The sequence below is a fragment of the Ruegeria sp. D6 genome (assembly GCF_056534365.1).
Genome location: NZ_JBQFPH010000005.1, coordinates 233,819 through 246,027 on the forward strand (window position 1 = coordinate 233,819; position 12,209 = coordinate 246,027).

13 protein-coding genes are annotated in these 12,209 nt (G+C 55.4%); 9 read left to right on the top strand and 4 right to left on the bottom strand.

Going from position 1 to position 12,209, the window contains the following annotated elements; all coding sequences use genetic code 11:
• The first annotated feature begins 33 nt into the window (after positions 1 to 33).
• From ACR0A1_RS17175 to rpsO, 3 genes are all read left to right on the top strand, one after another.
• The gene (locus ACR0A1_RS17175) at positions 34 to 537 is read left to right on the top strand and encodes a DUF1643 domain-containing protein (protein WP_170819207.1); all 504 of its coding nucleotides are present in this window, start codon (positions 34 to 36) and stop codon (positions 535 to 537) included.
• 96 nt (positions 538 to 633) lie between these two features.
• Positions 634 to 1,668 carry a calcium-binding protein gene (locus tag ACR0A1_RS17180; RefSeq protein ID WP_480868521.1) on the top strand — a complete coding sequence of 345 codons (1,035 nt, stop codon included), beginning with the start codon at positions 634 to 636 and terminating at the stop codon, positions 1,666 to 1,668.
• Between the two features lie 143 nt (positions 1,669 to 1,811).
• Positions 1,812 to 2,081: a 30S ribosomal protein S15 gene (rpsO, locus tag ACR0A1_RS17185; protein WP_050605082.1), complete on the top strand. Its 270-nt coding sequence runs from the start codon at positions 1,812 to 1,814 to the stop codon at positions 2,079 to 2,081.
• Between the two features lie 386 nt (positions 2,082 to 2,467).
• On the opposite strand, the gene ACR0A1_RS17190 is transcribed toward rpsO, so the two are convergent.
• Positions 2,468 to 3,715: an MFS transporter gene (locus tag ACR0A1_RS17190; RefSeq protein WP_170408500.1), complete on the bottom strand. Its 1,248-nt coding sequence runs from the start codon at positions 3,713 to 3,715 to the stop codon at positions 2,468 to 2,470.
• Between the two features lie 450 nt (positions 3,716 to 4,165).
• Here ACR0A1_RS17190 and ACR0A1_RS17195 point away from each other — a divergent pair, with 450 nt between their 5' ends.
• Positions 4,166 to 4,375 carry a hypothetical protein gene (locus tag ACR0A1_RS17195; RefSeq protein ID WP_480868523.1) on the top strand — a complete coding sequence of 70 codons (210 nt, stop codon included), beginning with the start codon at positions 4,166 to 4,168 and terminating at the stop codon, positions 4,373 to 4,375.
• 116 nt (positions 4,376 to 4,491) lie between these two features.
• On the opposite strand, the gene ACR0A1_RS17200 is transcribed toward ACR0A1_RS17195, so the two are convergent.
• On the bottom strand, positions 4,492 to 6,093 hold the full coding sequence (locus ACR0A1_RS17200; protein ID WP_170394697.1) for a BCCT family transporter: 1,602 nt from the start codon (positions 6,091 to 6,093) through the stop codon (positions 4,492 to 4,494).
• A 268-nt stretch (positions 6,094 to 6,361) separates the two neighbouring features.
• Between ACR0A1_RS17200 and ACR0A1_RS17205 the strand changes: the two genes are divergently transcribed.
• From ACR0A1_RS17205 to pnp, 4 genes are all read left to right on the top strand, one after another.
• Positions 6,362 to 6,715, top strand: coding sequence for a metalloregulator ArsR/SmtB family transcription factor (locus ACR0A1_RS17205; RefSeq protein ID WP_170408502.1), 354 nt, complete (start codon positions 6,362 to 6,364; stop codon positions 6,713 to 6,715).
• On the top strand, positions 6,696 to 7,118 hold the full coding sequence (locus ACR0A1_RS17210) for an SRPBCC family protein (protein ID WP_170394703.1): 423 nt from the start codon (positions 6,696 to 6,698) through the stop codon (positions 7,116 to 7,118). The genes ACR0A1_RS17205 and ACR0A1_RS17210 overlap by 20 nt, the downstream gene beginning before the upstream one ends.
• Positions 7,115 to 7,483, top strand: coding sequence for a DUF1761 family protein (locus ACR0A1_RS17215; protein WP_480868525.1), 369 nt, complete (start codon positions 7,115 to 7,117; stop codon positions 7,481 to 7,483). The genes ACR0A1_RS17210 and ACR0A1_RS17215 overlap by 4 nt, the downstream gene beginning before the upstream one ends.
• A 224-nt stretch (positions 7,484 to 7,707) precedes the next feature.
• A complete protein-coding gene (gene pnp / locus ACR0A1_RS17220; protein WP_170394709.1) occupies positions 7,708 to 9,858 on the top strand; it encodes a polyribonucleotide nucleotidyltransferase in 2,151 nt (716 codons plus the stop codon).
• A gap of 294 nt (positions 9,859 to 10,152) precedes the next feature.
• Here the strand turns inward: pnp and ACR0A1_RS17225 are convergent, their stop codons facing one another.
• Together ACR0A1_RS17225 and ACR0A1_RS17230 are read right to left on the bottom strand one after the other, a co-directional pair.
• Positions 10,153 to 10,653: a helix-turn-helix transcriptional regulator gene (locus tag ACR0A1_RS17225; protein ID WP_170394711.1), complete on the bottom strand. Its 501-nt coding sequence runs from the start codon at positions 10,651 to 10,653 to the stop codon at positions 10,153 to 10,155.
• Between the two features lie 36 nt (positions 10,654 to 10,689).
• Positions 10,690 to 11,244, bottom strand: a complete 555-nt coding sequence (locus ACR0A1_RS17230; protein ID WP_480868526.1) for a hypothetical protein — start codon at positions 11,242 to 11,244, stop codon at positions 10,690 to 10,692.
• A gap of 250 nt (positions 11,245 to 11,494) precedes the next feature.
• On the opposite strand from ACR0A1_RS17230, the gene ACR0A1_RS17235 reads away from it, so the two are divergent.
• Entirely contained in the window at positions 11,495 to 12,124 is a 630-nt protein-coding gene (locus tag ACR0A1_RS17235; protein WP_170737211.1) for a TIGR02466 family protein, read from the top strand.
• Positions 12,125 to 12,209: the final 85 nt, after the last annotated feature.

A 12,209-nucleotide genomic window follows, 5' to 3' on the forward strand; every position in this document is an offset into this window, starting at 1 on the left:
TAAACGGGCCTAATTCCAGCCAAACCCGACTGCATGATCACCCGTTCTCATACCAAGGGCGACGCGCCCTCGACTGCTATCTACTCCGATTGCGAAAAATACCGCTATAGCCTGACCCGTATCTGGAACCCGGGGGGCCGCAAGGCGTTGTTTGTGATGCTGAATCCGTCGACGGCGACCGAGGTGCAGAACGACCCCACGGTGGAACGTTGCGAGCGTCGCGCACGCACACTGGGTTTCGGAGCTTTTCAGGTCACCAATATCTTTGCCTGGCGCGACACTGATCCGCGCAAGATGCGTGCATCTGCAGATCCGGTGGGGCCTGAGAATGACGCAGCCATCCTGGACGGCGTGGAATGGGCGGATCAGGTCATCGCCGCCTGGGGCACCCATGGCGCACATCTGGAACGCGGCCCCGCAGTTGAGGACTTGCTGCGCGGCACGGGCCAGCCCTTGTTCCACCTTGGGCTGACCAAGGACGGGCATCCGAAGCATCCTCTCTACATTGCGTACACTCAGCAGCCCGAACCCTGGTGATAAAGGATTAACCACGCTCTCAGCTTCGCTTTGACCAAGCCATTGTTTGCATGAGATGTTTTACACTCGGAGCCATTGTGCTTGCGGAGGGTAGATATGTTTCTGATCGGATTATTCGGAATGGCCGCCATGGGTGGTGCGGCCTACGCAATCAGCGACGTACTTGTGCCAGAAGACAAAGGCGACAACGAGGATGAAGACGATCGCATCGAGGAAACGGTCGACGACGACCTGTCGGAAGGCAATTTGCTTGACGCGGACGAGAATGTCGACGAGCCCAGCTCTGCCGAGGAAACCGACTCTGACACTGGCGAGATTGTGTCTGAGTATGAGGGCGATCTGGTCATTGCGGGCGATGAGGATGCGGATGTTGTGACCGGGCAGGAAGGCAACGATCAGATCAACGGATATGGCGAGGACGACTGGATCGACGGCGGCGCCGGCAACGACGTGTTGTATGGCGGTGGTGGCGGGGACGTCCTGTTTGGCAACCTCGGGAATGATGTGCTCCATGGTGAATATGGTGACGACGCGCTGGACGGAATGTCAGGAAATGACGACCTGTATGGTCATTTCGGAACAGATGATCTGAGCGGCGGTGATGGGAATGACCGGCTTTTTGGTGGTCAGGGCAATGACACGTTAAGCGGCGATAACGGCGACGACGCGCTACAAGGCGGAGATGGCGACGACTACCTTGTTGGGGGTGCCGGTGAAGACGCCCTGTTTGGCGGAGATGGTGATGACATCTTGTCCGGAGAAGATGACCCGGACGAGCCTGCGCGCGACTTCCTGAACGGGGGCTCTGGGGACGACGTCATTCTTGCCGAAGACGGCGATGTGGTCACAGGTGGAGAGGGCGAGGACGAGATCGTTGTGCAGTCCGACCCCGAGCAGGAAGCCACGACAATCATGGATTTCCAGATCGGTCACGACAAGCTTCTGATCACCTGGGACAACCCGGAAGAACCGGAATTGACGATCGAACAGGACAGTGAAAACAACAGCTTGACCCATGTTCGGGTCAATGGCGAAGACGTCGCTCAGCTTTTTGGCGCAGAGGGTCTGACTGTTGAAGATATTCAGTTTGTGACCGAAGCCCAGTTGGAGCAGTACGCCTTCACCAGTTGAGCCTGCAGAATCCCTTTGCCATTTGCGGTGAATGCGCCTATACGCGCCCATCCGCATCGGAATCGGTGCGGTTTTCTCCATGGGCCTGTGCTGGACGACATCCCGGCCTGCGCCATCAACTCTAACCTTTAAAGGAGACCCCGATGTCGATTACTGCCGCTGATAAAGCACGCGTCATGAAAGAATTCGCAACCAAGGACGGCGACACTGGTTCGCCTGAAGTCCAGGTTGCTATCCTGACCTCGCGCATCAACACCCTGACCGAGCACTTCAAAACCCACAAGAAAGACAACCACGGTCGTCGTGGTCTTCTGAAGATGGTTGCTCAGCGCCGTAAGCTGCTGGACTATCTGAAGGGCAAAGAAGAAGCACGCTATCAGGACCTGATCAAAAAGCTGGGCATCCGCCGCTAAACGCGTTTTGTTCATGTTGTACAGGCGCTGAGGCCCTGTTCGTACAAATTGTACATCTTGTACGCCCGCCATTTGGTGGGCGTATTTGTTTTGGTCACTGTCTAATCTAGTGAACTGTGCGGCGCGCGAATTTCCCGCCATGTTCATGAGAGACGGCACACACATACCCGCGGCCCAAACCTTACCGCTAAGCAAAGAAGCGCAAACTTTTTTAACTTCCTGTGAACCACTTCACTGAACGCGGTCAAAGATTGCGCCATTCTGAGGGTGTTAGTGAGTAGGCGCTTCTTTTGTTTCGAGCGTCAGGTTTTTCATAGTCCTCCCTTTTTTACTGGGCGTGCCTGTAGCGGGCGCGCCCATTTTCGTTCGGGACACACTGATGAAACCTACTTGCCTTTGGTATCAAGCGCCTGAACGCCGGGATGGCGAAACAGTTTCGCCATCGCAATCAATGCCAGTACACCGCAGATGACCGCGAGCACGAAAGGCATCCGCAAATTGATAGCCATGAGGGATCCGCTGAGGGCCGTAATGGTCCCGGAGCCCAACGCGTAGATGGCGACTGTCACACCCATGACCCAACCTTGCTCGGTTGGGCCGACGCTCGCGGAAAACAACGAAAGCATGGTCGGGTACATGATCGCGAACGCGATGGTTATCGGAACAATCAGGACATAGGTCAGATCGGCCATGGGGTTCAGCATGAAGGCCAATATCCCAAGCGCCATTGCGGCAATGGAAACATATAGAATCGGGAACTTTTTATAGCGCTCATGCAGCGGCGCGGTGAGGTAGGCACTGCCAAAGGCCATGGAGCCTCCGAACACGGCGAGGGCCATGCTGTTTTGAAGCGTACTGAACTTGAACCGGGTCAGCAGATACGTGTCGATGAAGAAGAAAAACGCATTCAGGCACATCAGCGAGAACAACATGACGACCGAAAGCCGCAAAACGACCGGGTGCGAGAAGACTTTCCACAAGTTCAAAACAACATCTAAAAGCCCGAAGTCAATTTTTTGTCTTTTGAAACCGGGTTCGGAGAAGAAGAACAGAATCAGTGCCATGTTGATCAGGATCAGGGCAATGGCGACGTAGAAAGGCAGTTCCAGTGACGCAAATGATCCCATCAGGTTTTGGTCGCTGAGCAATCCTGAAATCAGTGGCCCCCCGAGCAGGCCCAGCGCGGATGCCGCAACAATCATCCCGAGGTTTTTTGATTTCTCCTGATCGTCATGGCTGATGTCGATCAATGCGGCCTGCGCAATGGGTTGGTTGGCCGTCGTAAACCCGGAAATGGCGCGCCCCAAAAGCAACAGCCAATAGCTGGACGTCATGATCGCGGCCACAGTCAGAACATAGCCGATCAGGGCACCGGTAAGGCAGATCATGATGCCTGTTTTACGCCCGATATAGTCCGACAACTTGGCGATGAAGGCCGCCCCGAAAAAGTAGAACAGAAAGAAGACGACAATCAGAATCGTATAGTCGAGCTGGCGGATATTCGTCGCTGTTCCATGTGCGAGGAAAGCCTGGTGTGGATCCAGCAGGATCGTGTTGAAAATCGGCACGATCAATCCAAAACCCATCACGTCAATGAATACGACCAGCAACAGAGACAATCGTGAAAGGTTCATAACAGCATCCTCGTTACGGTCCCGGAAAAATCCAACTTCAAAAACATCGAGGGGGCAGGTCACATCACAAGAAACACGTGCTGCGCCAAGAGTTGCCCGGAGTCAGGGTATGGGCTCTTTCGTTTTCTGTCCAATTTGGCGCGGCGACGGGCGGTATCCGGGTGGCTGACCTTGGGTTTCGAATTGTGACGCCGCGTCGCGAAAGCCGGGCCCTAGGTTAGAAGGTTGACGTAAGCGTAAGAAGTGCCGTGATTTTTTTCCAAGCGGTCAAAAAAATGATGCAAACAGCAGATTTCTTCCCCCTTTCTCGGCACCCCATTTTTCTTACATGGACGGTGTCGCTGCGGGTTCACACTCACGGAAGTTGGTCTTTGAGCCCTTCCCTCAAGTGGCTTGGACCTGACCCGCAGCGGCAAGGATTTGATGACCATATGTTGCGGGAGTTGAATGATGCCATTGAAGACAATTCTGAGCCGGGTGTTTGCAACCAAGATGTCTGAGACGTCCAACGCCACAAATGCGCGGTCGATTTTGAATAATCCCTACGACCATAAGAAGGCAATTTCGAAGGTCGAGACAGCGGCGGTTCTTCGCGGGATCCTAGAAGATGAAAAGATGGATTATCCAACCCAAGGCAAACGCAAGGATTCGCTGCACTGACCGCCGTTTGGTACGCTCCTGATGACTTCTGCATGGGTACGCACTACAGGGGCCGCTCCGGACCAAAAACGCCCGCCGAATTGGCGGGCGTTTCGGTTTTCTCAGGATAATCCCAGTTACATCTTGGCCTTTTCTGATTTAAGCGCCAGCCACAGGCAGTAGCACATGATCAGAACCACCAAGGTAAACGGAATTCCAGTCGACACCGCTGCCCCTTGCAAGGCAGAGAGACCTCCGCCCAGCAGCAGTGCGATTGCGACGAGGCCTTCAAGCGTGCACCAGAACACGCGTTGCACAACCGGTGCGTCCATCTTTCCGCCTGCCGTGATCGTGTCGATCACCAGCGAGCCTGAGTCCGACGATGTGACAAAGAATACAACGATCAGGATCAGAGCGATCGGGGCAATGATGCCGTAAAGCGGCAGCTCTTTCAGGAAGCCGAACAGCGCGCCCTCGGGGGCATAGCTTTCGATCACTGTGGCGCGGACGCCCTCTGCTCCGCCTGCGTTCAGCATGTCGATGGCTGCGCCGCCAAAGGTCGACATCCACAAGGCACATACCGCAGTGGGTGCCAGCAAGGCGCAGATCACGAACTCACGCACCGTACGACCTTTGGAAATGCGGGCGATGAACATGCCCACGAAAGGTGACCACGCAATCCACCAGGCCCAGTAGAAGGTTGTCCAGCCGTGGAAGTAGCTGGTGTCTTCCCGACCGAACGGATTGGACAGGGCCGGTAGATGGGTCACGTAATCCACCATCACGTTGAAGTACCGTGCAATGGCGGTTCCGACACCGGTAACTACGATGACGAAGATGAACAGTCCTACGGCCATGATCATGTTGATCTCACTCAACCGTTTGACACCTGCATCCATGCCCATCAGGACCGAGCCCAGTGCGATCATCGTAATGCCTATGATCAGCAGGACGGTGACGGTGGGGCTAGGTTCGATGCCAAAGACCTCATACAGCCCGGCGGCCACCTGTTGTGCGCCCAAACCCAATGATGTGGTCAGGCCGAAGAGGGTCGCGAATACTGCCAGAGTATCGATGATGTGGCCCCACCAGCCCCAGACGCGCTCGCCCAGGATCGGATAAAAAGCCGAACGCAGGGTCAATGGTAGCCCGAGATTATAGCTGAAGATTGCAAGCGCCAGACCAACGGCCGCATATACAGCCCAGCCTTCGAGACCCCAATGATGGATCGTGCCGACAATGCCGATGTATTCGTTACCCGGCACAGCGATATCGATGCCCAGCGGGCGGGCGTTGCCGTCTTCTGCAAAGTTGTAATAGACCGGCTCCATCACGCCGAAGAACAACAGCCCGATGCCGATCCCGGCCGCGAACATCATCGCGATCCATCCGGCGTAGGAATAGTCGGGTTTGGCGTCCTTGCCGCCGATCCGCACCTTGCCCACAGGCAAGATGATCAGCACCAGACAGAACAGGGTGATTGCGTCAACCGACAGCACCAGAAACCAGTCAAACGTGCTGGTCAGCCATGGCCGGAGCCAGCCAAAGAACGTGGCTGCGGATTCCTGATTTGCCAGCGCGATCAGGACGAACGCAAAGATCAGGATACTAGAGATCAAAAAGACCGGGTTATGGATGTCCAGACCGAAAGGCCGGACATTGTCCTGCCCCAGCTCATATTCGGTCTCAAAGTCATAAATCCGGGGATCCGGATCCAGCATTTTCTTGGTTTGTGCCATGCGTCTGCCCTTCTGTTCGCTACGTGCAAACGCCAAGGTATTTGACCGGCGGACGGAGGTGATATTCGTATTCCCTTGGCGCGTTTCCGTCGTTTCGACCGCAGGTATGGTGGTTTCAGCCTATACGGATACTAAATTTTCACCAAATATATTCGATTTCGCGAATAGTTAGGCGGTGGGAGCGACCGAATTAGCTTTCAGAGCTGCAAATATCCTGTTATTCAACCAAATGGTTGACTGAAGCAGAAAAGGCATGTAATTCATCCAAATGGTTGAACGAGAGAATCGCTATGACCTAAGCGCTATATTGAAGGCCGCGTCCGACCCAACCCGCCGCGTGATCCTAACGATGCTCGCGCAGCAGGGCCCCTTGCGGGTGACGGATATTGCGCAGCAATTCGATATGAGCCTCAACTCGGTGTCCAAGCACATCAAGGTGCTCGAGAATGCTGGGCTGGTGCGGCGTCGGACGGAATGGCGCGAGCATCTGATCGAGGTGCAGATGGCCCCCTTGTCAGCCGTGGATGACTGGTTCGCCGGGCTGCGTTCGATCTGGGCGCTTCGGCTGGACGCCTTGGAAACTGCTTTGGAGGACCCAGAAGATGACGGAACTGTCCCTTGAAATAACCCGCGCCATTCCGCACCCGCCGGAAAAGGTGTTTGATGCTTGGCTAGACCCGGAAATGTTGGCCAAGTTCATGCTGCCCGGTCCCAACATGTCAGTGCCCGAAGCTTATTCTGACGCCAAAGTAGGGGGCCGGTTCAAGATCATCATGCGCGCGCCCGAGGCCGGGGACCTGCCGCATGAGGGCGAATACAAAGTGATCGACCGGCCCAATCGGCTGCAATTCACTTGGAACTCTCCTTACAGTCAGGACGATTCCACCGTGACGCTAGATTTCACGCCCACCGATAAGGGTACGGAATTGCGCCTGCACCACATCCGCTTCCCTTCGGAAGAAAGCCGCAACAATCACGAAGGTGGCTGGACCCGAATCCTTGAGACGCTGGAGGGTGCGCTGTGATCAACTGGCTCGCCCTTGGCGTGGGTGTGATCGCGGCCTTTCTGCTGGGCTGGCTGGTCTACGGACCCGTCGGCTTTCAGAAACGCTGGGCCGAGGGAACACGGATCGACCCCACCCCGCCCGAATCTCCACCCCTGCCGCAGATGGCGGCCCAGATCGTTTTCCTGATCCTGCTAGCCGCTGTGATCGCGGTGACCGAGACCAACAACAGCCTTGGCGTTGCGGTGCTGGCGACCCTCGCAGTGGCTGCTCAGGCCGCATCGGTCGGGGCATGGGCACAGAAAAGCGGCTTCGCCATCGCAGTCGACACCGGATATGCGCTGGGCTGCGGCGTGGTGATGATATTGGCGCACGCTATCCTTTGATACATCGGCCCCTGCCCAGCTTGGGCGGGGGTTAGGCAATCCCCTGCCCCCCAAAAACTCCCGACTTTCCAAAGCTTGCAAACTGATGTATGGGCCTGTCATCTGAGACGTTGTGCCCTGACCCCGGCACTCGAATGGAAGATAAAGTGGGGTCGGCGGCAATGGGGCCGCCATGCAAACCGGAGACCCGCAGGGGCGGGAGTGCTCCGTTCTAGGATACGCATATGTTTGATGTAACAAAGAAATCGATTCAGTGGGGCGAAGAGACGCTGACACTGGAAACCGGCAAGGTTGCCCGTCAGGCCGACGGCAGCGTGATTGCCACGCTGGGCGAAACCAGCGTCATGGCAAACGTGACCTTTGCCCGTGCTCAAAAGCCCGGTCAGGATTTTTTTCCGCTGACCGTGCACTATCAAGAAAAATACTATGCCGCCGGTAAGGTTCCGGGTGGCTTCTTCAAGCGCGAAGCGCGCCCGACCGAGAAAGAGACGCTGACCGCGCGTCTGATTGACCGTCCGATCCGCCCGCTGTTTGTTGACGGCTTTAAAAACGAAGTTCTGGTGATGTGCACCGTGCTGTCCCACGATCTGGTCAACGACCCCGACATCGTTGCGATGATCGCAGCCTCTGCCGCACTGACCATTTCCGGCGCGCCGTTCATGGGTCCGATCGCCGGTGCCCGCGTTGGTTTCGAGGATGGCGAATACGTTCTGAACCCGACCGTCGACGACATGCAGGACCTGCGCCTGAACCCTGAACAGCGTCTGGACCTGGTTGTCGCCGGTACCAAAGACGCCGTGATGATGGTGGAATCGGAAGCGTACGAACTGTCCGAGGCGGAAATGCTGGGCGCGGTAAACTTCGCGCATGAGCAAATTCAGCCCGTGATCGACCTGATCATCTCGCTGGCCGAAGAAGCCGCGAAAGAGCCGTTCGAATTTGTCGCCCCCGATTACTCGGAGCTGTCCGCCGCTGTTTCGGCTGCCGGTGAAGAGAAGATGCGCGCCGCGTTCGCGATCACCGACAAGCAAGAGCGCACCGCCGCTGTTGCCGCGGCCCGTGAAGCGATCAAGGAAGCGCTGACCGAAGAGCAACTAGAAGACGGCAACCTCGGTTCCGCTATGAAGAAGCTGGAAGCTGGCATTCTGCGCGGTGACGTCGTCAAAGGCGGCAAGCGTATCGACGGTCGTTCGACCACCGATATCCGTTCGATCGTCGCAGAAACCTCGATGCTGCCGCGGACCCACGGTTCTGCCCTGTTCACCCGTGGTGAGACTCAGGCATTGGCCGTGACCACGCTGGGCACCGGTGACGACGAACAGTTCATCGACGCGCTACACGGCAACTTCAAATCGAACTTCCTGCTGCACTACAACTTCCCTCCCTACTCGGTTGGCGAAGTTGGCCGCGTGGGTGGTCCGGGCCGTCGTGAGATCGGCCACGGCAAGCTGGCATGGCGTGCCCTGCAGGCGGTTCTGCCTGCGGCGACCGACTTCCCCTACACGATCCGCATCGTGTCGGAGATCACGGAATCCAACGGCTCCAGCTCAATGGCGTCGGTCTGCGGCGGTTCGCTGTCGATGATGGATGCGGGCGTTCCGCTCAAAGCACCGGTTGCCGGTGTGGCCATGGGTCTGATCCTGGAAGATGACGGCGAATACGCCATCCTGTCGGACATTCTGGGTGACGAAGATCACCTGGGCGACATGGACTTCAAGGTTGCGGGTACCGAAAACGGCATCACCTCGCTGCAGATGGACATCAAGGTTGCGGGCATCACGCCTGAGATCATGGAGAAAGCCCTGGCGCAAGCCAAGGACGGCCGGATGCACATTCTGGGTGAGATGGGCAAAGCCCTGTCCGAAACCAACGAATTCTCGGTCCACGCGCCGCGCATCGAGACCATGAACATCCCCACCGACAAGATCCGTGAAGTGATCGGCTCGGGCGGTAAGGTCATCCGCGAGATCGTCGAGGTTTCGGGTGCCAAGGTCGACATCAATGACGACGGCGTCATCAAGATCGCGTCGCCCGACGGTGAATCGATCAAGAAGGCCTATGAGATGATCCACTCGATCGTTGCTGAGCCGGAAGAAGGCCAGATCTACACCGGTAAAGTGGTCAAGATCGTCGACTTTGGTGCCTTCGTGAACTTCTTTGGCAAGCGCGACGGTCTGGTGCACGTGTCCCAGATCGAAAACCGACGCCTGAACCATCCGTCGGATGTTCTGAAAGAAGGTCAGGAAGTAAAGGTCAAGCTGCTGGGCTTTGACGATCGCGGCAAGGTGCGCCTGTCGATGAAAGTTGTCGATCAGGAAACCGGCGAAGAGATCGTTCCCGAGAAGAAAGAAAAGAAAGAGGAAAGCGCAGAGTAATCTGCCTCTTTTGCAAGAACGAAGGCCCCGGTAATCCGCCGGGGCCTTTTTCTTTGGGCGAATGTCGAGTGCCGTAGCGATGCTGTGGAATGTGCCGACCATCAGCTGGTGGTGGGGCAGGCTTCAATTTAGATGAGGATACAGTTTTAATCGCTGAGTGCATTGCCCTGAAACAGAGCCTCGCAACCACTTAAAACGTTGGCTTTACAGGCCCGAGGCATCTACTTGGGCGTTCTTTTCTACTCATTGCCGATAAATGAATGAATTTACGACGATATCCGATCGTTTCTTGGTTTATTTCTTTTCTTCGATCAAAAGCTCTTCTATGAGCGCGCCTAACAGTTGCGTCCTCGATTTGACCTTAGCTTTTTTGTAGATTGAATTGTTCTGGGACTTGATTGTTCCCTCGCTGGTCTCGCGCAGTTTAGCTATTTCTGCGAGGGACAGGCCCTTTACGGTGAGCAGTGCAACATCTCGTTCCGCAGCACTAAGGCCCCAACGGTCGAACTGTAGTTCCAGCATCCGAAAAAACTCGCCTTGTGCCTTTCGCAGGTTCTGTTTGACTTCTTGGTGACGTCGCAAAAACAGCCTGTGGCTTTGCCAAATCAAAAGCCCCCCAAGAATAAACCCAAATAGGGTGATGAGAGCCGTGATTTCATGGACCACCCAACTCGCGGAAAAAATGTAGTATCCTGTTATTTCGCCAATCAATTCGATCACGAACGTCAAAGCAGAGATCGCATATACAGCGATCCCCGCTTTGAACATGGCTTCTTTTTTAAACCATTTGTTCAAACCCCAATCTCGCTTGGGCTCAAGTTGGAAGCTGAATTAATCATCGTCGCCTTCGTCATCCCCTTCGCCATCGTCGCTTTCGCTATCGCGCTCGCCATCGTCGCCTTCGCTATCGCGTTCGCCGTCATCGCCTTCGCTATCGCGTTCGCCGTCATCGCCTTCGCTGTCGCGCTCGCCATCGTCGCCCTCGCTGTCGCGCTCGCCATCGTCGCCTTCGCTGTCGCGCTCACCATCGTCGCCTTCGCTATCGTTTTCCCCATCGCCTTCGTCATCGTCACCTTCGTCATCAAATCCTTCGTCGTCATCTTCGTCATCAAAATCTTCGTCGTCATCTTCCTCATCGTCGAACTCATCGTCTCGCTCTGAACGATCCCGAACGATGGTTCCGTCTTTCCCCAGCACCACTTCTCTCTCGATTCCAGGTCCAGTCGCTTCAAAGCGAAGATTCCCAAACAGCGTGTTGGTTATTTCGATTCGTTGGAAACCTTGTTCTGTGAGTTCGTCGATGATGTCTTGCTTGGTGGTTTGCGAAAGCGCCGTGGTGGCCATCAGAACGAAAGTTGATGTCAGACCGATAGTTTTCTTGTTCATGTTCCCATCCTCAAAGGAATTGCCAATTGAACTAAAACATCGGCGCTTTGCGATGGGAATATAACTTAGGTTGGTTAGGCCAGACTTGAACCAAAGAACTATATCCTCAACGGTACTGGGTAATGCGCGCAATGTGCGGGAACGTGGATTTGGAGAGCGCCGAAAAATTTTTCAGGAGCAAATTCCTGAATTTGATCTCGGACCGATCTGAATTTACAGCAATGTAGTTTTTGAAGGTGACACCGAGGATATGCCCGAAGCCAAGAAATTCGAAAAGCTCTTCTCTACTCCAATGATGCGATTTGTGGTGCCTAACAGTGCAGCGCTTAATGCGGCGATTCTGTTTGAGGCCGAAAAGATGCGTGAGGAAGACGAGGGTGCCTCAAAATCCAATCGCGGCGGATGGCACTCAAACGGAAACCTCTTTGATCGCGATACGCCCGCTATTCAGAATTTGCGAGACGCGGCCGAAGATGCGGTGTTTCAAATAACACGAAAGGTCTCAGACAAGGTTGAACCGGATAAACTTCGCCTGAAACTGTTCGGGTGGATAAACGACAATCCTTCCGGCGGGTACAATGCGCCGCATACTCATCCCGGCGCGCATTGGTCTGGAGTGTACTATGTTTCTCAACCCGAGATCGAAGAAGGTTCGTCTGGAATGATTGAGTTTCTCGACCCCCGAAACGAGTTGCCTCACTGGCGCATACTTCAGGCGAGTGCGTTTCGGAACAAAAAGAAGCTGCGCCCGGCAGCCGGCGAAATGATCCTTTTTCCATCCTATCTGACCCATTGGGTCCACCCAAACCAAAGTAAAGAAAGCCGCGTCACGGTTGCCTTCAACGCAACCTTTCGACGTCCAAAATCGGATCCCAGTTAATCGCCTCGAAATACGCAGCTCTGTGGTATCGAACATCAAGGCAATGTTTCGCCTGGTCAGCGCAGTCAGTGCGGTTTTCAGTTTC

What these genes read in the sequence shown, in the direction of transcription:
- rpsO (WP_050605082.1), top strand. Translation starts at nt 1,812, where the DNA reads ATGTCGATTACTGCCGCTGATAAAGCACGCGTCATGAAAGAATTCGCA.
- ACR0A1_RS17180 (WP_480868521.1), top strand. Translation starts at nt 634, where the DNA reads ATGTTTCTGATCGGATTATTCGGAATGGCCGCCATGGGTGGTGCGGCC.
- ACR0A1_RS17190 (WP_170408500.1), bottom strand. Translation starts at nt 3,715, where the DNA reads ATGAACCTTTCACGATTGTCTCTGTTGCTGGTCGTATTCATTGACGTG.
- ACR0A1_RS17195 (WP_480868523.1), top strand. Translation starts at nt 4,166, where the DNA reads ATGCCATTGAAGACAATTCTGAGCCGGGTGTTTGCAACCAAGATGTCT.
- ACR0A1_RS17175 (WP_170819207.1), top strand. Translation starts at nt 34, where the DNA reads ATGATCACCCGTTCTCATACCAAGGGCGACGCGCCCTCGACTGCTATC.
- ACR0A1_RS17200 (WP_170394697.1), bottom strand. Translation starts at nt 6,093, where the DNA reads ATGGCACAAACCAAGAAAATGCTGGATCCGGATCCCCGGATTTATGAC.
- pnp (WP_170394709.1), top strand. Translation starts at nt 7,708, where the DNA reads ATGTTTGATGTAACAAAGAAATCGATTCAGTGGGGCGAAGAGACGCTG.
- ACR0A1_RS17210 (WP_170394703.1), top strand. Translation starts at nt 6,696, where the DNA reads ATGACGGAACTGTCCCTTGAAATAACCCGCGCCATTCCGCACCCGCCG.
- ACR0A1_RS17235 (WP_170737211.1), top strand. Translation starts at nt 11,495, where the DNA reads ATGCCCGAAGCCAAGAAATTCGAAAAGCTCTTCTCTACTCCAATGATG.
- ACR0A1_RS17205 (WP_170408502.1), top strand. Translation starts at nt 6,362, where the DNA reads ATGGTTGAACGAGAGAATCGCTATGACCTAAGCGCTATATTGAAGGCC.
- ACR0A1_RS17230 (WP_480868526.1), bottom strand. Translation starts at nt 11,244, where the DNA reads ATGAACAAGAAAACTATCGGTCTGACATCAACTTTCGTTCTGATGGCC.